This is a genomic window from Bacillus sp. S71 (assembly GCF_016625265.1).
GTDB classification, from domain to species: Bacteria; Bacillota; Bacilli; order Bacillales; family Bacillaceae_G; genus Bacillus_A; species Bacillus_A cereus.
In genome coordinates, this window is record NZ_JACVUW010000005.1 from 17,781 (window position 1) to 39,023 (window position 21,243).

Below are 21,243 nucleotides of genomic sequence, written 5' to 3' on the forward strand. Positions count from 1 at the left end.
TAATTAAATGTATAATTTTACCTATTTATTTTCAAACTACTTATAACACTTATATAAGGAGGCTTCACCTAAATGAAACAGAAATTTTGTATATTACTGCTTATGTTCTCCTTGCTGACTATTGTACCAAATTGTGCAATAACAGCCAAAGCATCTAACCTGACAATCGATGTTAAGACTGTAACGCAAAAAGGTAAGAAACCTTATATAGAATATCAAATAAATAGGCCTTCTTTTCACAACTTTTCTGACTCTACATTTCAAAATAAGCTCAATTTATACTACAAAAAGTCCACTGACAAATTTAAAAACAAATTAGAAAAAGAAGCAAAAAAATACTATAAAGAGACAGAAGGATCTAGTACACCATTTCATCCGTACGTAGCAAATGTTGATTATAAAGTCTCTTTAAACAAACCACCTTTTCTTAGCCTATATGTGAATTACTATCAATATACTGGCGGAGCACACGGTCTTTATACGTGGAAGGCAAATACATTTGATTTAAAAGAAAAAAAGCTACTGCACTTAGACGATTTATTTCAACAAAAAGATAAATATAAAGATGTAATCCGTGCAGAGATTGTAAGACAAATTAAACAAAATGAAAGTATTTATTTTCCTGATGCAACTGAAAAGGTAATGAGTATGAAAAAGTTTCACTTCTTTTTAGAGCCAGACAATCTCGTCATTTATTTCCCTTTATATGAGATTGCTCCGTATTCAAGTGGAATTCCGCAATTTCGTATTCCATATACGTTGCTAAGAGACTATTTAAAGCCTTCTTATCAAAATATTTTGATTGACAACAAGTAAATATTTTAGCTACGATAATGTTAACCTAAAAACAACAGGAGGTTAACATTATGAGAAGATTACATGTTTTAGATTTAGCATTAGCTGCCATGTTCGTTGCTCTTATGGCCATCGGTGCAAATATTGTATCTTGGGCACCATTCCTTCAAGTAGCAGGTATCCCATTATCTATGCAACCATTTTTCGCAATTTTAGCAGGTCTTCTTCTTGGAAGTAGACTTGGTGCTTTATCCATGACTGTTTATATGCTCGTTGGCGTAGCCGGCGCACCAATTTTCGCTAACTTCAAGGCTGGATTTGGAGCACTTTTAGATCCTACTGGTGGTTTTATTATCGCATTTATTATCGTTGCTTACGTATCGGGGAAACTAGTAGAACAAAAAGAAAGACCAACATTCATTACATTCGCGATTGCCTCTTTCACAGGAATTATTTTAACTTATATAATCGGTACTACTTACATGTACGGGGCAGTCAATCTCTTTATGGGCGGTAATATGAGCTATAAAGCTGCTTGGATGATTATGATGTGGTTTGCAGTAAAAGATATTGTATTTACAATTATCGGTGCTATTATCGCCCCTCGCATATACTATGCTGTGCGTCGTTCTGCTTATCAGCATTCTCATTCGACGATTTCATAATAAAAAAGAGTTATTGCAGCTTGCTGCAATAACTCTTTTTTTATATTAAGACTCTTGATTCACTTGTTCTTCTAAAATTTTCTTCATCATTACAACCATGTCATCACGTAATTCTGGGTGTTGCAGGGCCATTTCGATTGTCGTTTGAACAAATCCTAGCTTTTCACCTACGTCGTAGCGCTTTCCTTCGAAATCGTAAGCAAATACACGTTGGATTTCATTTAAGCTTTGGATTGCATCTGTTAACTGAATTTCACCACCAGCACCGACATGTTGCTGCTCTAAGAACATAAAGATTTCAGGCGTTAAGATGTAACGGCCCATAATCGCTAAGTTTGAAGGTGCTGTACCTTGTGCTGGTTTCTCAACGAAATTGCGAACTTGGTAACGACGACCTTCTTGTTCTAATGGATCAATAATTCCGTAGCGGTGTGTTTCATTTTCTGGAACCGTTTGTACACCAATAACAGAAGAAAGCGTTTTATCATATTCTTCGATTAATTGACGTAAGCATGGTTTTTCAGCTTGAACGATATCATCGCCTAATAAAACAGCAAATGGCTCATCACCGATGAATTTACGTGCACACCAAACAGCGTGTCCTAATCCTCTTGGTTCTTTTTGACGAATATAATGAATATCTACCATTTTTGAAGAAGCCTGTACTTTTTCAAGTAACTCATACTTTTTCTTTTCTAATAAGTTTTGCTCTAACTCAAATGCATTATCAAAATGATCTTCAATAGAGCGCTTTGTTTTACCAGTAACGATAATAATGTCTTCGATTCCTGATTGTATTGCTTCTTCTACGATGTATTGGATAGTTGGTTTATCTACTATCGGCAACATTTCTTTCGGCATTGCTTTTGTTGCTGGTAAAAAACGTGTTCCCAATCCAGCTGCTGGGATTATGGCTTTTCTTACTTTTTTCATCACAAAATACCCTCTCTTCTGTCAGAATCAATAACGATCATTTCCTTACATAAAACAAAAGGGAGATTTCGCTCCCTTTTGTTCCCTACTACTTAAAATTACTTTATATTATAAACGATTCATAATATCTTCTTTAATAGTAAGTAACTTTTGTTCACTATTTTGTAAAGAACTATCTTTTACACCAAAGTAGAACTTAATCTTCGGTTCAGTTCCAGATGGACGTAGGCAGAACCATGAACCATCCTCTAATTGATATTTTAACACATTTGATTTCGGTAAGTGAATCTCTTCTTTATGTCCATCTTGTAAAGATGTAACAATGCTTGCTTTATAGTCTTCAACTGCTACGACTGTTAAGCCCGCTACTTCTTTCGGAGGATTCTCACGGAACGTCGCCATCATCTCTTGGATTTGTTCCGCTCCATCTTTTCCTTTTAACGTTAACGATACAAGGTCTTCACGGAAGAATCCGTATTTCTCAAATACTTCTAATAGACCATCATATAACGTTTTCCCTTGTGATTTGTAGTATGCAGCTACTTCACATGCAAATAGGACAGATTGTACTGCATCTTTATCACGGCAGAATGGACGGATTAAATAACCATAGCTTTCCTCATAACCGAATTGGAATTCGTATTGTCCGCTTTCTTCATACTGTCTAATTTTCTCACCGATAAATTTAAATCCAGTTAACGTATCAATTGTATCTAAACCGTATGCTTTTGCAATTGTACGACCAATTTCAGACGTTACGATTGTTTTTAATACGACACCGTTCTCTGGAAGCGTTCCGTTTTCTTTCTTTTGAGATAGTAAGTAATCAAGCATTAATGCACCTGTTTGGTTACCTGTTAATACTTGGAACTCACCATTATGATTACGAACTGCTACACCAAGGCGATCTGCGTCAGGATCAGTTGCGATTAATACATCTGCGCCTACCTTTTCACCGTCACGAATTGAATACTCAAACGCTGCGTGCTCTTCTGGGTTCGGTGATTTTACTGTAGAGAAGTTTGGATCTGGTAACTCTTGCTCTTTTACAACTGTTACATCTGTAAATCCAACTTCTTTTAAACCACGGCGTACAGAAATATTTGATGTTCCGTGTAATGGTGTAAAGACGATTTTTAAGTCTTTACCAACCTTTTGTACCATTTCTTTATTAATGATGACATTGTTCAATTCTGCAGCATATGCATCATCTACTTCTTGTCCAATAATATGTAATAAACCGTCAGCTTTTAATTGCTCTACATCAGCGACTTCAACTGTTAATTCATCTTCTACTGCGTTTACGTAGCTAATTAACTCATCTGCCTCTTTTGGAGGCAACTGTCCACCATCTTCACCGTATACTTTATATCCGTTATATTCAGGCGGATTATGGCTTGCCGTAAGGACGATTCCACTTACTGTATGTAAATGACGAACTGCGAAAGAAAGCACTGGCGTTGGACGTAAGCTTTCAAACACATATGTTGTGATACCGCGTGCGCCAAGTGTTGCAGCGACCTCCATTGCGAATTCAGGTGATTTATGTCGAGAATCATAGGCTACAACAACACCTCGTTTTTTCGCTTCCTCACCTAACTTTTCAATAAAGCTTGCTAATCCTTTTGTTGCTTTACGAACTGTATATACGTTTAAACGGTTCGTACCAGCACCAAGTTCACCACGCATACCACCTGTGCCAAACTCTAGATTTTTATAAAAGCTATCCTCGATTTTCTTCTCATCTTGCTTCATATTTTCTAGCTGTTCTTTTAATTCTGCATCTAATTGTGCGTAAGAAAGCCAGCGACTAAATTCTTGTTTCCAATTCATTCTTCTCTCTCCTCCCGCTTGTCATATCTTTATTATATGAAAAAAATATGCTGTATCTCAATATTTTATAAAATCTAGCAGGATTTTACTAGGAATATTTGTATACACTATTGTTAAATACTCCACTAAAGGGAATGAGGATTATGCAAGAATGGGGCTTGTCAGAAGAGCTCAAAATACAAACAAAGCAAATGATTGAAATTGCTGAAAGAGAACTATCGATTATGAGAAACGCAATCGATAAAGAAGATGAATGTATTTTATGCAAAATGGAAGATATTCATCATATGTTGGCAAATGTACAAACATTGGCAGCTACATACTATATTCAGGCATATTTATCACCTTATACGGAAAGTTCATCTTTTATTACGACAGCTATCCAACATTTAAGCGCTAGAAAACATGGTGCTCTTATCGTTGTGGAACGAAATGAAACGCTTGAAGCTTTCATTCAAACTGGAACGACATTAAACGCTCATTTAACTGCGCCATTACTCGAATCAATATTTTACCCAGGTAACCCTCTTCATGACGGTGCCGTTCTCGTAAAAAATAATCATATAGTCTCAGCTGCTAATATTCTTCCTTTAACGAAAAGTACAGAAGTTGATTCTGAGCTAGGAACGCGTCACAGAGCTGCAATAGGCTTATCAGAAAAGAGTGATGCACTTATATTAGTTGTCTCTGAAGAAACGGGCCGTACTTCTTTTGCTTTAAATGGGATTTTGTATACAATTTCTTTATAAAGTGAAACTTTAATCAGCCCTCACCAATTGAGCGTTTACGGGCAACCCCACCTCACTTCTTTGCTTCCACTGAATTTTGAGGTTAGGGTCTTACTGTCCGGCAAATAGCGGGATAAACAAACCTATAAAAAAGAAGACTGTTCCAAAATATTGGAACAGTCTTCACTTATACTCTTATTCTTCTCCGAAACGCTCCACAAGTGTTGCAAGTGTACGTACCATTGCACCAGTTGCTCCAGCTGGACCTAAGTCGTGCGCGCCTTTTGTTTCTGATGTTCCAGCGATATCTAAGTGTACCCACGGTGTATCTTCAGCGAATTCGCCTAGGAATGTACCTGCCATAACCGCATGTCCTTCACGGCCTGGTGAGTTATTTAAATCAGCAAACTTACTGTTTCTCACACGTTCTTTATCACGATCAAAAATCGGTAGTTGCCAAATTGGTTCATCTGTTTCCATAGAAGCCTCTAGTACTTGCTCAAACAACTCTTCATTATTTGTCATTGCGCCTGTCGTATGGTTTCCAAGTGCAACAATTACACCGCCTGTTAATGTTGCAACATCAACAAGGTAGTTTGCGCCAAGTTTTTTCGCATACGTAATACCATCAGCTAAAGCTAGACGACCTTCTGCATCCGTATTTAATACTTCAATTGTTTTTCCACTCATAGATGTGATTACATCGTCTGGCTTAAATGCCGTACCACTTACAACGTTATCTGTTGAAGGAATAACAGCGATCACATTTTGTTCTGGGCGCAGTTCTCCGATAATTTCCATCGCACCTAATACAGCAGCTGCACCGCCCATATCACCTTTCATACCAACCATGCCTTCACGTGGTTTTAAAGAATAACCACCTGTATCGTATGTAATACCTTTTCCAACGAATCCAATGACATCTGTCCACTCTTCTTTTCCTTTATAAATAAGAGCAATCATTTTGGGTGGCTCTGTACTACCTTGGTTTACTGCAAGTAACGCACCCATACCAAGATCTTCCATCTCTTCTTTTTCAAGAACTTTATAGTCCATATCATACTTCTCCGCTAACTCAACAGCATACTCAGCAAGCTTTGTCGCTGTTAATACGTTTGGCGGCATATTTACAAGTGTACGAGCTGAATTTGTTGCACGTCCATGTACGTAGCCAACTGTTAATGCGGCTTCAATTTCTTGTGCATCTTCCGCTGTAATAGCCGTGAACTTCTCTAACTCTACACGATCCTTTTTATCTGATTTATACGTTTGTAATTCATATGTACCAAGGCCTTGTACCTCTGCTGCAATATGAGCGACATCAATCGCGTCTAATTTCTCTGTTATGAAAGAATCAAGTAAGATTGCTGCATCTTGTACTTTTGCTGCTTGTAGTGTTTTAAACGTTTTTCCAAGAGCCACACGTAACGTTTCTGTCGTATAAGACTCTTTCTTGCCTAAACCAACAAAGTAATACCGTTTCACATTTGTTTTTCCTAAGCTATGTACTTTCGAAATGGCCTTTTTCTTTGTAGATAATTCTTTCTCTTCTAGTAAAACTTGTAATTGTCCTTCAAACGCTTTGTCCAGTTCTTGTACAAAACTACTCATTTTCTCTTCTTCAAATAAAGCGACAATTACTGCTTCGTGACCTGCTAATTCTTTTTGTACTTGAAACATGTTCAGACCCCCTAAATTTCTCTACCACCATTATAACTTTATTTTCGATAAAATGCGACAATTCTAACTACAGTTATATGACCTGTAAAATCTCCTCTATTATGAAATAAGCCAAGAAAAAAAGTCTAGCGTAATTACGACTAGACTATCTTTGCTTTAAATATTGACCACGAAACACTTGCATCGTTTCGTCTTGATTTAACATCGTTAACTCTTCTTCTGTAAACTTACCTTTTCCTACTTTTACTACATACACATTTACTTTTTTCTTACCCCATTGGCTATAAACATCTTTCACCGTATCATAATATAAATCAAGACGGTTTCCTTTTATTGCTCCGCCCTTATCAGCTACTACACCATACCCGTAACCTGGCACGAAGAGAATCGTTCCAATCGGGAATACGCGTAAGTCCGCAGCAATTGTGGAATATAAATCCCTTTTCACTTTAACACCTGAATATGTAATACCATACTCTGGATGCCCTGGCCTCTTACCTGTTGACTCAATCCCCGATGTATAACCTGTTGCAGTCATTTCAATTGAACGATATTTAGACCAGTCGTTTGCCTGCTCTAAAGCATTTATCACTTCTTTACTCGGAGCAACATTTCTCTTAACTTCTGCTGCATGTACTTCTTTTGCACTCATTCCTTCATATGTCTTTACAATCTCTAATAAAGAAACTCCAGTGAAAGCCTTCCATGTTACGCATAATGCAAATGCAAGTAAACAAGTCATCATAATGCGAATACAATATCGTTTTAACATTTTTATATTCCACACTCCTTCATCGTTAATCATTCCCTATACGATGAAGGAATATGCAAAAAATAATCTCCAACTTAGTTGGAGATTAAAACATTTGATATCCGCTTTTCCGAAGTTTCTTGATCACGACTCCTGCTAAAGCAGCCCCTACTAATCCAGTAGATAGAATAAACACGTCTGCTTGTCCTAAGTGCGATACACTTGTCCCAAATGAAGAAAATGTTTCTTTCGGTTTTGAAAAATAATCCCACATACTCGCTTTATTAATAATAAGCATACAAACAATCGGATACACAATAACCATTACCCAAGTAGCTCGCAAAATCATGTTGAGTAAAAATCCAATTCCAAAGAACAAAATAAAAAATAACATCATTGAAATAAGTAGTACCGGTATACTCACTCTTTCTCCCTCTCCTTCGCACGTGCCGTAAATACGTGATAGGCTGTATAACCAAATGGTTCTCCTGGATTTAATGTTTTGTCCACTTCAAGATGTAGTTCTGATCTTCCTTCTAACAAATATTTAATAAGTACAGACGTATTCGGATCGTCCGCAATCTTATCTGGATGTAAGAACGCCACTTCAGACAATTCTTTCTCCTGTACAATAATATTTTCTCCTTCAGGCTCCAAAAGGAAAATAATCATATTATCACTAATTTCATCACGAATAACACCCGATCGAACACCAATGATCCCCTTCACATGAGCGACAATGCCTGTCTCTTCTAACACTTCGCGTTTCACAGCTTCATCAACTGTCTCACCTTCATTTACAAAACCAGCCGGTAAAGACCATTTCCCTTTTAATCCACTGTATTTCTTCTTAACGAATAGCCACCTGCCATCTTTTGTAGCTACTAAGCCACTAACAGCTAACCATACTTTCCCGCGCTTCCCCATGATGCATCCTCCTCTATCTGAACGGACAGAATATTCTTTCTTTTCTATATATTATACTATACTTTTTAATTCGCTGTGAAATTTCCTTTTTTCAAAAAGTGAAAAAACCCATTTTGTCGATATACTGTTAACAAAAAAATATCAAGATGCAGAAATGTAATTATGAAGAAAATAAAACATTGGATTCATCCATTTCATGATAAGGCAATGTTCAAATAAAACATTTCTCCCATCTTTCTATTGTTATATCGAAAACATGTATTATATGAAAAAAAAGCAGAAACGGCGCTTAGCCGTTTCTGCTTTTTCTACTATATATTAAAAGAACTTTAATTTACCTTTTTTAAGAACTAATAAAGGTCCACCTAATAAGAATAAGTAGCGGTTATCGATTACTTTCTTCATGAAGGAAGCTTTCCAACCTGTTAACTTTTTACCCATAACAACGCCCATTGCATCGTCATGACCTAAAGAACATACAGATCCTTTATTATCGAATGCGAATTTTTTCATTTCGCCCTTGCCACGAACTAATACAGTTAAGTTGTGTGCAATATTGTAACCTTGTTGAATTGCAATTTGTGCTGTTGGTGGGTAAGGACGGTTAATTTCTTCGTTAATGATTAACGCTGCATCACCAACCATGAATACCTCTTCGTATCCTGGAGCGTGCATGTACTCATCAACTTTTACACGTCCGCGCATTGCTTCAAAGCCAGACTCTTCCACAATACCATTACCACGAACACCCGCAGCCCAAACTACTGTTTCAGACTTAATTAATTCAGTATCATCACCATTTGCAACAATAATACCTTCTTCAGTTGCTTCTTTAATTGCTGTACCGATGCGGAATTCTACGCCTTTTTTCTCAAGTTGTTTTACAGCATATTCTACTAATGCTGGATCGAAACCTGGAAGTGCTGTTGGAGCAGCTTCTACACAGATGATACGTGCTTTTTCACGTGGTACATTGTACTGTTTGCAAAGTTCAGGAACACGGTTTGCAAGCTCACCTACGTACTCGATACCAGTAAATCCAGCACCACCAACAACGATTGTTACTAACTCATCGCGCTTTTCATCTGCATATTTAGCGAAACTAGCTTCCATATGCTCACGAATTTCACGAGTTGCATTAATGTTAGCGATTGAGAATGCATGCTCTTTTAATCCTGTAATTCCGAATGTTTCTGATTCGAAACCAAGACCGATTACTAAGTAGTCATACTCTAACTCGCCGTCTTTTAAGATAATACGTTTTTCAGCAGCTTTAATTTCTACTACTGTGTCTTGTACAAAGTTCACTTTATTTGTATCAATAACGTCTTGAATATCTAGACAGATTTTTTCATCTTGTAATGTACCAGCTGCGCTCTCGTGTAACCAAGTCGCTTGGTAGTGATAGCTGTTGTTGTTTACTAACGTAATTTCAGCTTCATTTACAGATAATGCTTTTTGCAGACGAACAGTCGTAATCATCCCGCCATAACCTGCACCTAAAACTACGATTTTTGGAGTCTTCACCAAATCACAACCCTTTTCTTTATATAATAGTAATGAGAAATAATACCAAGTACTAAAAACTCTATTTGTCAAGAATGTGGAATTTATCACATTCTATATCATAACAAAACGCAGTCAAAAAATCGTACGAATTTTGTCATAGAAATTTAACATAATACTTCCCTATATTAGTCGGTTTTATTCCAGAATTCAAGCTTCTGGAGAATTATCAATATTTTAAAATAACATAGCGTTTTCAAGGGTTTTTCAGCCTTTTTTTCATGTATTTTCCTTTCTGTATATTTTATACAATACAAAAAGCATCTATGCGAAAACTTACACACAATTCAGTCGTTTTCAGAAGTATTATGAACTCAAATATGCTATCATTTATTTGAAAGTGTCATCATTTGCAGGATTTTCGTGTACATATGAACAATATATGAAATCAATATCAAAATTCCATCTATAGGGGGAATGAAAGTGGCAGAAAATCAAAAAGTTTACGACATAACAATTATTGGTGGTGGTCCAACAGGACTATTCACAGCATTTTATGGCGGGATGAGACAAGCAAGTGTAAAAATCATTGAAAGCTTACCTCAACTTGGAGGACAATTATCCGCACTCTACCCTGAAAAATACATTTATGATGTAGCTGGATTTCCAAAAGTGCGCGCACAAGAATTAGTTGATAACTTAAAAGAGCAAATGAAGAAATTTGATCCAACCATTTGCTTAGAAGAAGCTGTTGATACGCTTGAAAAACAAGCTGATGGTATATTTAAACTTGTTACGAATAAACAAACTCACTATTCTAAATCAGTCATTATTACTGCCGGCAATGGTGCTTTCCAACCACGCCGCTTAGAATTAGAAGGTACAGCAAAATACGAAAAGAAAAACTTACATTATTTCGTTGATGATATGAATAAATTTGCTGGCAAGCGCGTCGTAGTATTTGGCGGTGGCGACTCAGCAGTAGACTGGACGATGATGTTAGAACCGATTGCTGACAAAGTTACAATCGTTCATCGCCGTGATAAATTCCGCGCACATGAACATAGCGTCGAAAACTTAATGAATTCTCGTGCAGAAGTAAGTACACCGTATGTTCCAGTTGAACTCATTGGTGATGACAAAATTGAACAAGTCGTTCTTCAGCACGTAAAAACTGAAGAAAAAGTTATCATCGATGTTGATGATGTAATTGTAAACTACGGCTTCGTTTCCTCTCTTGGCCCAATTAAAAACTGGGGCTTAGATATACAAAAAAATAGCATCCTTGTGAATTCAAAAATGGAAACAAATATTCCTGGCATTTACGCTGCTGGTGACATTTGTACATATGAAGGAAAAGTAAAACTTATCGCTTGTGGATTTGGCGAAGCACCGACAGCAGTAAACAATGCAAAAGCTTACTTCGATCCAAATGCAAAACTTCAACCAATGCATAGCTCAAGCATGTTTTAATATGTAAAAATAAAAGCTCCTTCCATACGCGGAAGGAGCTTTTATTTTATATACCACGAAAGCACACTGAATTCGATAAACTATCGAACTCAGTGTGCTTTTCGTCTACAAAAATTATTGTTTTCTTCTTCTACCTAATACGAATAATACTCCGCCAACTAAGAATGAAATTCCCGCACCAACTGACATCATCCATGGATGTGCTGCCCCTGTTTTCGGTAATTCTTTTTCTACTTTTACTTGCGGTTCTTTAATTAACTTTTCAAGTTTTACTTCCGGTTTCTCCGGTTTCACTTCTGGCTCCTTCGGCTCTTTCGGCTCTTCCGGTTTCACTTCTGGCTCCTTCGGTTCTTTCGGATCCTCTGGTTTCACTTCTGGCTCCTTCGGTTCTTTCGGATCTTCCGGTTTCACTTCTGGTTCTTTCGGATCTTCCGGTATCTTAAAATCTTCTTTTGTTTTCGGTAAAATTGTAACTGTAGGCTCAAGTGGTGTATTTATTCTATCGTCCACTATCGCTCTATTTGTTATCCCTTTACTTGGTGCTGCTTTTACCTTCGCTTTAAAAATAATACTACGTTCTTTCGTATCTGTAATTTCTAGATACTTCGCTATTACTTTTCCAAACTCCATTTTTAACTCTACTGGATTTGGTTCAGCCCCTTCAAATCGAATACTATCTTGCACGTACTCTAAACCGGCTGGAATTTCATCTTCTATCTTTACCTCAGCTAATTTTCCGTTTTCTACCGTATTTTCAAAGCTAATTCGGTATTCGATTTCTTCTCCTAGCTTCGGTTCTTTATTACTTACTGTCTTCGTTGCTTTTACCTTACCATCTTTATATTCTGGCTTTATTGTCGCTGTCGGTTCCATAACTGGATGATTTGGATCATCTACGTGAATAATCGCTTTATTTGTTATTTCCTCTCCAACTTTTACTGATTCTTTTACCTTTACTTTAAAGATGATACTTCTTTCTTTCGTATCCGTAATTTCTGGATACTTTACTGTTACTTTTCCATTCTCAACTTTAAGTTCTGTTGGTACAGGCTTATCACCTACAGCCTTCAGACTATCTTTCACATACTCTAAACCAGACGGAATTTCATCTTCAATCTTTACATCAACTAACTTCCCGCCATCTACTATGCCGTTAAAAGTAATTCGATATTCGATTTCTTCCCCTAGCTTTGGTTCATGATTACTTACTTCTTTCCTTGCCTCTAGTTTCCCATCTTTATATTGCGGTGTAATTGGTACAAGTGACTCAACCGGTGGATTTGTCGGATTATTATCATCCACAACCGCCTTGTTTATAATTTCTTTTCCTACTTGTACCGTTTCTTGTACTTTCGCTTTAAAGATGATACTTCTTTTTTTCGTATCCGTAATTTCTGGATACTTTGCTGTTACTTTTCCATTCTCAACTTTAAGTTCTACTGGATTTGGTTCCGGCCCATCAGACTTTATACTATCCTGTACGTATTCTAAACCGGCTGGAATTTCATCTTCTACCTTTACCTCAGTTAGTTTTCCGTTCTCTACCGTATTTTCAAAGCTAATTCGATATTCTACTTCTTCTCCTAACTTCGGTTCATGATTACTTACTGTTTTTTCTGCTTGTAATGCACCATCTTTATGTTGAGGCTGTATAGCGACATTCGGTTTCTCTGGTGGGTTTATTGTATCTTCCACAACCGCCGTATTCACAATCGCTTCGCCAATTTTAGCTTTATCTTTCACTTTTACTTTAAAGACGATGCTTCTTTCTTTCATGTCCGTAATTTCTGGATATTCTGCGAGTACTGTGCCGTTTTTCACTTTCACATACAACGGTTTCGGATTCTCTCCCTCGGCTCTTTCACTACCTTCTACAAACTCTAAGCCAGTTGGTAATTCATCCTTAATCTTCACCTTCGCTACTTTTCCATGCTCTACTACGTTACGGAAAGTAATTCGATACTCTACTTCTTCTCCTAATTTTGGAGCTGGATTATTTACTGTTTTCTCAGCTTTTAGTTTTCCGTCCTTATACTCCGGCGTAATAATCGCTTCTGGTTTTTGCGGCGGATTCTTCGGATTATCATCATCCACAATTGCCGTATTCACGATTTTCTTACCGACTTTTACTGCTTCCGTTACTTTTACCTTAAAGCGAATACTACGCTCAGCTGTATCAGTAATATTTTCATACTTCGCACTAACCTTACCAGCTTCTTCTTTTAACTCTACTGGCGCTGGCTCATTACCTTCTGATTTTAAACTATCCTTCACATACTCTAAGCCAGTTGGTAATTGATCCTCAATTTTCACTTCTGCTAGTTTTCCGTTTTCTACCGTATTTTTAAAACTAATTCGGTACTCTACTTCTTCTCCTAGCTTTGGATCTTTTTTGCTTACCTTTTTATCAGCTTTAAATTTACCAGCTTTATGCTGCGGTGTAATATCTACTTCCGGTCGCTCTGGTGGATTTTTTGTATCATCAACAATTGCTTTATTTACAATTGCTTTGTCCACTTCAACAGAATCTTTCACCTTCACTTTAAAGATAATACTTCTTTCTTTCATGTCAGTGATATTTTCATACTTCGCACTAACCTTACCAGCTTCTTCTTTCAACTCTACTGGGGCTGGCTTATCACCTTCTGCTTTTAGACTATTTTTCACATACTCTAAACCAGACGGAATTTCATCCTCAATTTTCACTTCTGCCAGCTGTCCATCTTTCACCGTATTATTAAATGAAATTCGGTATTCGATTTCCTCACCTAGCTTCGGTTTATGATTATTCACCTTTTTATGAGCAGCAATTTTACCGTCTTTATATTGCGGTGTAATTTTCGCTGTCGGTTCAGTTATAGGGTGGTTCGGATCATCAACGTGGATAATCGCTTTATTTGTAATGTCCTTACCTATTGTAACCGAATCTTTCACCTTCACTTTAAAGACGATACTTCTTTCTTTCGTATCCATAATCTCTGAATACTTTGCCATTACCTTACCATTTTCTACTTTCAACTCCACTGGTTTTGGCTCTTCACCTTCAGCCTTTTCGCTTCCTTCTACAAACTCTAATCCAGCTGGAATTTTATCTTCTATCTTTACCTCTACTAGTTTTCCATCTTTCACCGTATTATTAAAAATAATTCGATATTCGATTTCCTCACCTAACTTCGGTTCACGATTACTTACTTCTTTTCTTGCCTCAATTTTTCCATCTTTATATTGTGGTGTAATCGGTACATAAGGCTCTTCTGGTAGATTCTTTGTATCATCTACAATTGCCTCATTTACGATTTCTTCTCCCACTTTTGCGCTTTCTTTTACCTTCGCTTTAAAGACAATACTTCTTTCCTCTGTATCTGTAATTTCTGGATACTTTGCCATTACTTTATTATTTTTCACCTGTAGCTCTACTGGTTTCGGTTTAGAACCTTCTGCTGTGATGCTGCCTTCTACATACTCTAAACCATTTGGTAAGGCATCCTTTATATTTACCTCTGCTAGTTTCCCGTTTTCTATCGTATTTTTAAAACTAATTCGATATTCTACTTCTTCTCCTAGTTTCGGTTTATGATTATTTGCCACTTTCTGCGCAGCAATTTTACCATCTTTATATTGCGGAGTAATTTCCACATGAGGCTCTTCTGGCTTATTTTTTGTATCTACTACAATTGCTTTATTAACAATCTCCTTACCTATTTCTACCTCTTCTTTTACTTTCACTTTAAAGATAATACTTCTTTCTTTTGTATCGGTAATTTCTAGATACTTTGCCATTACCTTACCGTTTTCAAATTTCAATTCTACTGGACTAGGCTTAGATCCTTCTGCTTGTAAACTGTTCTCCACGTACTCTAATCCAGCTGGAATTTCATCTTCTACTTTAACCTCTACTAGTTTTCCGTTTTCTACCGTGTTTTTAAAACTAATTCGGTATTCTACTTCTTCTCCTAATTTCGGTTTTTTATTGTTTACAAATTTCTCTGCTTTAAGCTTACCGTCTTTATATTCTGGCGTAATTGTTACTTCTGAAGTTGTTGGATCTTTTGTATCATCAACAACTACTTTATTGACAATGCCTTCACCAACCTTAAATTCTTCTTTTACTTTCGCTTTAAAGACGATACTTCTTTCTTCTGTATCCGTAATTTCTGGATATTTTGCGATTACTTTTCCATCTTTCACTTTCAGTTCTACCGGATCTGGCTTAGATCCTTCTGCTCGTAAACTATCTTTCACATACTCTAATCCATTTGGTAAATCGTCTTCTATTTTTAACTCTGCTAGCTTTCCGTTTTCTACCGTATTTTTAAAGCTAATTCGGTATTCCACTTCTTCTCCTAACTTCGGCGTTTCATTATTTACCGTCTTCTTCGCTTCCACTTTTCCGTCTTTATGCTGTGGAGTAATTTCTGCCGTCGGTGTTTCTGGCTCATTTTTCGTATCATCAATAATTGCTTTATTGACGATTTTTTTACCGACTGTCACTTCATCTTTTACTTTCACTTTAAAAGTGATACTTCTTTCTTCTGTATCCGTAATCTCTGGATACTTCGCCATTACCTTACCATTTTCCACTTTCAATTCTACTGGATCCGGCTTAGATCCTTCTGCTTTCACACTGTTTTCTACGTACTCTAAACCTTCGGGTAAAGTATCTTCTATTTTCACCTCTGCTAGTTTTCCATCTTCTACCGTGTTTTTAAAACTAATTCGGTATTCTACTTCTTCTCCTAACTTCGGCGTTTCATTATTTACCGTCTTCTTCGCTTTCACTTTTCCGTCTTTATGTTGCGGAATAATTTCTGCTATCGGTGTTTCTGGCGGATGTTTCGTATCGCTCACAATCGCTTCATTAACAATTGAATCGCTCACTTTACCTTTTACTTTCACTTTAAAGGTAATACTTCTCTCTTTTGTATCTGTAATCTCAGGATACTTTGCCATTACCTTACCGTTTTCAAATTTCAATTCCACTGGATCTGGCTTAGAACCTTCTGCTTTTACACTATCTTTCACATACTCTAATCCATTTGGTAAATCATCTTCTATTTTTACCTCTGTTAGCTTTCCATGTTCTACCGTATTTTTAAAGCTGATTCGGTATTCCACTTCTTCTCCTAACTTCGGCGTTTCATTATTTACCATCTTTTTCGCTTCAAGTTTTCCATCTTTATACTGAGGAATAATTTCCGCTGTCGGATTAACTGGCTTGTTTTGTGAATCATCAATAGTTGCTTTATTAATGATTTTTTTACCAACTGTTGCTTCTTCTTTTACTTTCACTTTAAAAACGATACTTCTTTCTTCTGTATCCATAATTTCTGGATATTTTGCCATTACCTTACCGTTTTCAAATTTCAGCTCTACTGAATCTGTTCCGGCACCTTCTGCTTTCAAACTATTTTCTACATACTCTAAACCTTCTGGTAGAGTATCCTCTATTATCACGTCTGTTAGCTTTCCGTACTTAACCGTATTTTTCATACTAATTCGGTATTCTACTTCTTCTCCTAACTTCGGTGTTTCATTATTTACGATTTTCTTCGCTTTAATTTTTCCATCTTTGTGTAATGGTGTGATTTTTGCTTCTGGTTCTTTCGGATGCTTCATATCATCAACAATTGCTTTATTGATGATTTCCTTACCTACTTCCGCTTCTTCCTTCACCTTTACCTTAAAGACAATACTTCTTTCTTTCATATCTGTAATATTGTCGTATTCAGCAATGACTTTTCCATCTTTCACACTTAACTTTAATGGAGCTGGTTTATCACCTTCAGCCTTTTCACTGCCTTTTACATACTCTAAACCGTTAGGAATTGTATCCTCTATCGTTACCTTTTCTAGTTTTCCGTTTTCTACCGTATTTTTAAAGCTAATTCGGTATTCTACTTCTTCTCCTAGTTTTGGTGATGGATTATCTACTGTCTTCTTCGAATCAATTATTCCATCCTTATATTGCGGAGTAATTCTTTCTTCCGGCTCAATCGGTGGATTTTTCGTATCATCAACAATTGCTTTATTGACAATCTCTTTATCTACTTTTGCTTCTTCCTTCACCTTTACTTTAAAGACGATACTTCTTTCTTTCATATCCATAATATCGATATACTTAGCTTTGACTATTCCATTTTCAACAGCTAATTCTACTGGTCCAGGTGCTTCTCCTTCGGCCTTGATACTATTTTCTACATATTCAAGACCTTTTGGAATTGTATCTTCCACTCGCACCTCTTCAAGTTTTCCGTTCTCAACCGTATTATGAAAACTAATGCGGTACTCGATTTCTTCGCCTAACTTTGGCTTCTTATTATTAACTACCTTTGTAGCAGCAATTTCACCTTTTTTACTTTGCGGTGTAATAACAACCTTTGATTCAACAGGCTCATTTTTCGGATCTTTTGCAATTGCTTTATTTACGATTGCCTCCCCTACTTTTGCCGAATCTTTTACTTTCACTTTAAAAACAATACTTCTTTTTTCTGTATCCGTAATTTCTGGATACTTTGCCATTACTTTGCCGTCTTCCACTTTTAGTTCTACTGGCTCTGGTTTTATACCTTCAGCTTTCAAACTATCTTTCACGTATTCAACACCTTTAGGTAGTGTATCTTCTACTAGCACCTTTTCTAGTTTTCCGTTTTCTACCGTATTATAAAATGTAATTCGGTATTCCACTTCTTCTCCTAGTTTTGGTGTTTGATTCGTTACGCTTTTTTCAACATCCACTTTACCGTATTTATAATCCGGCGTAATCTTTTCTTCTGGATGCTCAGTTTGTCCATTCGGCTCACTCACAACCGCTTTATTAACAATCGTTTCTCCGGCTTTTGCCTCTTCTTTTACTTTCACTTTAAAGGCAATGCTTCGCTCTTTTGTATCCATAATCTCTGGATATTTTGCGATTACCTTACCATTTTCTACTTTTAACTCTACTGGATTTGGTTCAGCACCTTCAGCTCTCTCACTGCCTTGAACAAATTCTAAGTTAGCTGGAATTTCATCTTCTATTGTAACTGCATCTAGTCTTCCGTTTTCCACCGTATTTTGGAAGCTAATTTGATATTCAAATTCTTCTCCTAGCTTTGGCTTCTTATTTGTTGCTTTTTTCTTTGCAGCAATTTTACCGGCCTTATGCTGTGGTGTAATCTTCTCTTCTAGATTCTTTGGTGGATTTGTTTTATCACTAACGGTTGCTTTATTAACAATTTCTTCACCAATTTTTGCAGTTTCTTTTACTTTTGTTTTAAAGACGATACTTCTTTCTTCCATATCCATAATTTCTGGATACTTTGCAATTACTTTTCCATTTTCAAACTTCAGCTCTACTGGCTCTGGTTTTGCACCTTCTGCTTTCAAACTATCTTTCACGTATTCAAGATTGCTTGGTAATTCATCTTCAATGGTCAATACATCTAGACGTCCATCTTTTGTCTTATTTTTAAATGTAATACGATACTCTACCTCGTCACCTAGCTTCGGTGTTTTATTAGAAGCTATTTTTCTTGCCTCTATTTCTCCCGGAACTTCTTTCGGAAGCGTAACCGTAACATTTGCATCATCTGTAGTTTCATAATTTACCTCGGTACTATCTTTTCCCTTTACAGCAACGATATTTTTTATTGTTGTATCTGATTGTACAGAAGCTTTCACTTTTACTTTAAATGTAATAATGGCACTTTCACCAGGTTTTAAAACACCGCCGTCTTTAGCATCTGCCCCTTCACCAATACGGAAATCAATTTGATTATTTACAAACTCTGCTTCATCATCGCTTGCATTATCTGTTTTATTTCCTTTATTACTTCCAGAAATATATTGTATAGACCCCGGAACATACTCTAAACGATCATCTAATTTATCAAAACCTTTTACATTAGATACAGGTGCTTGGTTATTTTTCGTATCATTTTTCACTTCAATTTGATACGTAAACTCTTCACCAGATTTAATTTCCTTAACTTCTTTACCGGCACTATCTAATGCCTTTTTATCAACTTGTAAGTTTGGAGCATTATGTTCTGTAACGAATGTAGCGTTATTTAATACGTAAATATCACCACCGCCACCATTTGCTCTAAAACGCATTTTTGCTTCTTTTAAATCATTTTTTACTTGAGTAGGTCCTTCAAGATGATACGTATGAATGTCAGTACTGAATGAATTTGTCCAATCCGGGTTATATCCTGGATATTTTTTTGTAACAAACTCGTTAGTACCGTCTACTTGTACTTCTGTCATAGACGAATCATTCGCATCATTGTCTTTACCGTTAATATTTTTTATCTTTATATATCCAGCACCAAAATCATATTCTCCATAATCATATGCATATCCATCTTTCTCAGCTGGGTCACCTTGCGATGAAAAATAACTAAATTTCGCCTTAAAAGCACCTTCTTTTGGTGTGTTTATTTTATTAACACTAATATCTGTCCAGGCTGTACTTTTTTGAGAGACTAGCCCTTCCCAAATCTTCATGTCTTTTACTGTTTCTTTATAGTTTTCATAAACTAATATAAGATTCCAGTTACCCCAGTAATAGCCGCCACCTGTTACATCTTTAATTTGTGGCACATTTGCAACTGTCAACGTTTGTGAAATCCCTTGCTGTGCAATTACATTTGTTACATCTGCATACGCAACATATCCTGCGCCACTACCTGAGTAATTAGAAATATAAGGTAGGTAATCCGCTTTTCGTATGCTATCAGCAGTTACATCTGCATATTCTTTATTTCCCATTTTCATTTTGACTGGTTGTCTTACTTGATCCTCGGTAACCTTTCTATCAGCAATATTTCCTGGTAACCCCATAGCTGCTGTCCAAAATAAATAAGCCTTTTTCACTTTACTTCCAGCAGGAATGTTAGGAAAAGCTCCTGTTGACGAATTAAAAGTACTATCATCGTTATCAACGTCCACAGTCATTTTATTCGTCTTATACCCCAGACTTTGTCTGCCATAATGATCGGTCGTCAAACCAAGTGTTACATTACCAGTCTGTACTAAATTACCAGCAGTAATTGTAGAATACAGTGGATCTCCAAATCCTTGCTTATCCCCTGTTTGCATTTGAACCTTCGAAGCATTCTCTGATGCAGCTTGTACTTTTGCATCGCTCTGATTTTCCGCTTCTTTTTCTAGTTTCTCAGCTTCGGTTACTGGTTGTTTTGGTGGTTCTGTTTTTGATGTAGGGTTATTTTTATCTTCTACAGATACTTTTAGCTTTTCATCAACTTTTTTAATTGTATTATTAGCTGATGGGCCAACTTCTTTCTTACTACTGTCAGCCTCCTCATCGGCATTAGCTGCTACCTTTTCTTCAGAAGGGATTCCCTCAACATCTACAGACATGTTCCCTATTTGTAGTTGATCCTTTTGCACACTAATTTTTTGCTTATACTCTTTATTAAAATGTTGTGCACGACGAGCTTTTATTAACACAGTCATTTTTTTATGTGATTTTAAATCTTTAATTTTAAGATTAGAAGAAAGAACCTTTCCTCCCTTATCTTTTTCCTCTACATAGAAATCCGCTACCTTATTTTCAGGTAACTTCTCTCCGTTTACTTTCACAGATTGCGAAGGGAACGTAATTTCATTTTCATTATTTTGTTTAAGCACCAATTCTTGAATTGGTGTAGCTCCCGTATTTTCAATCGTATATTGAAATACGTGCTCCCTCTCCGCTACTTCTCCCTTATATATTTCAGCATTTACTTGCTCTGCCTTAATTTTCACATCATTTCCTTGTAACTCATCCCAGCTTTTTTTATTTATCTCTGTAGCAAAAGCACTGGGTGAAGGCAATATGATGGATAGGAGAAGTGTGATCATCGTTACGACATTAAAACACTTCAATACTTGCTTCATATTTTCTACCTTTCTCCTTTCTATATACTTGCTATCCGTCTACTTAATTTCGTAGCCGTATACATAGCAA

General features: G+C 36.5%; 12 protein-coding genes. 4 read left to right on the forward strand and 8 right to left on the reverse strand.

What is annotated here, in order from left to right; all coding sequences use genetic code 11:
• The first annotated feature begins 72 nt into the window (after positions 1-72).
• Both IBT51_RS12935 and IBT51_RS12940 read left to right on the forward strand, forming a co-directional pair.
• Positions 73-816 (forward strand): DUF3298 and DUF4163 domain-containing protein, encoded by a 744-nt coding sequence (locus tag IBT51_RS12935; protein WP_000810334.1) that lies wholly within the window; start codon positions 73-75, stop codon positions 814-816.
• A 50-nt stretch (positions 817-866) separates the two neighbouring features.
• Positions 867-1,460: a biotin transporter BioY gene (locus IBT51_RS12940; protein ID WP_001253381.1), complete on the forward strand. Its 594-nt coding sequence runs from the start codon at positions 867-869 to the stop codon at positions 1,458-1,460.
• A 45-nt stretch (positions 1,461-1,505) separates the two neighbouring features.
• On the opposite strand, the gene galU is transcribed toward IBT51_RS12940, so the two are convergent.
• Together galU and IBT51_RS12950 are read right to left on the reverse strand one after the other, a co-directional pair.
• The gene (gene galU / locus IBT51_RS12945) at positions 1,506-2,393 is read right to left on the reverse strand and encodes a UTP--glucose-1-phosphate uridylyltransferase GalU (RefSeq protein WP_000757815.1); all 888 of its coding nucleotides are present in this window, start codon (positions 2,391-2,393) and stop codon (positions 1,506-1,508) included.
• Between the two features lie 108 nt (positions 2,394-2,501).
• Positions 2,502-4,226 (reverse strand): phospho-sugar mutase, encoded by a 1,725-nt coding sequence (locus tag IBT51_RS12950; protein WP_088025405.1) that lies wholly within the window; start codon positions 4,224-4,226, stop codon positions 2,502-2,504.
• A gap of 143 nt (positions 4,227-4,369) precedes the next feature.
• On the opposite strand from IBT51_RS12950, the gene cdaS reads away from it, so the two are divergent.
• A complete protein-coding gene (cdaS, locus tag IBT51_RS12955; RefSeq protein WP_001158743.1) occupies positions 4,370-4,975 on the forward strand; it encodes a sporulation-specific diadenylate cyclase CdaS in 606 nt (201 codons plus the stop codon).
• A gap of 174 nt (positions 4,976-5,149) precedes the next feature.
• Here cdaS and pepA read toward each other — a convergent pair whose 3' ends face one another.
• The 5 genes from pepA to IBT51_RS12980 form a co-directional block, all read right to left on the reverse strand.
• A complete protein-coding gene (gene pepA / locus IBT51_RS12960; RefSeq protein ID WP_088025403.1) occupies positions 5,150-6,634 on the reverse strand; it encodes a cytosol aminopeptidase in 1,485 nt (494 codons plus the stop codon).
• 145 nt (positions 6,635-6,779) lie between these two features.
• Positions 6,780-7,406 carry a 3D domain-containing protein gene (locus tag IBT51_RS12965; RefSeq protein WP_002094181.1) on the reverse strand — a complete coding sequence of 209 codons (627 nt, stop codon included), beginning with the start codon at positions 7,404-7,406 and terminating at the stop codon, positions 6,780-6,782.
• Positions 7,407-7,491: 85 nt separating this feature from the next.
• Positions 7,492-7,809, reverse strand: a complete 318-nt coding sequence (locus IBT51_RS12970; protein ID WP_000027016.1) for a YuiB family protein — start codon at positions 7,807-7,809, stop codon at positions 7,492-7,494.
• Positions 7,806-8,312, reverse strand: a complete 507-nt coding sequence (locus tag IBT51_RS12975; protein WP_000517993.1) for an NUDIX hydrolase — start codon at positions 8,310-8,312, stop codon at positions 7,806-7,808. The genes IBT51_RS12970 and IBT51_RS12975 overlap by 4 nt, the downstream gene beginning before the upstream one ends.
• 318 nt (positions 8,313-8,630) lie before the next feature.
• Positions 8,631-9,839: an NAD(P)/FAD-dependent oxidoreductase gene (locus tag IBT51_RS12980; RefSeq protein WP_000856602.1), complete on the reverse strand. Its 1,209-nt coding sequence runs from the start codon at positions 9,837-9,839 to the stop codon at positions 8,631-8,633.
• A gap of 462 nt (positions 9,840-10,301) precedes the next feature.
• Between IBT51_RS12980 and IBT51_RS12985 the strand changes: the two genes are divergently transcribed.
• Positions 10,302-11,291 carry an NAD(P)/FAD-dependent oxidoreductase gene (locus IBT51_RS12985; RefSeq protein ID WP_000829772.1) on the forward strand — a complete coding sequence of 330 codons (990 nt, stop codon included), beginning with the start codon at positions 10,302-10,304 and terminating at the stop codon, positions 11,289-11,291.
• Between the two features lie 114 nt (positions 11,292-11,405).
• Here IBT51_RS12985 and IBT51_RS12990 read toward each other — a convergent pair whose 3' ends face one another.
• Positions 11,406-21,173 (reverse strand): isopeptide-forming domain-containing fimbrial protein, encoded by a 9,768-nt coding sequence (locus tag IBT51_RS12990; protein WP_200483283.1) that lies wholly within the window; start codon positions 21,171-21,173, stop codon positions 11,406-11,408.
• Positions 21,174-21,243 lie beyond the last annotated feature (70 nt).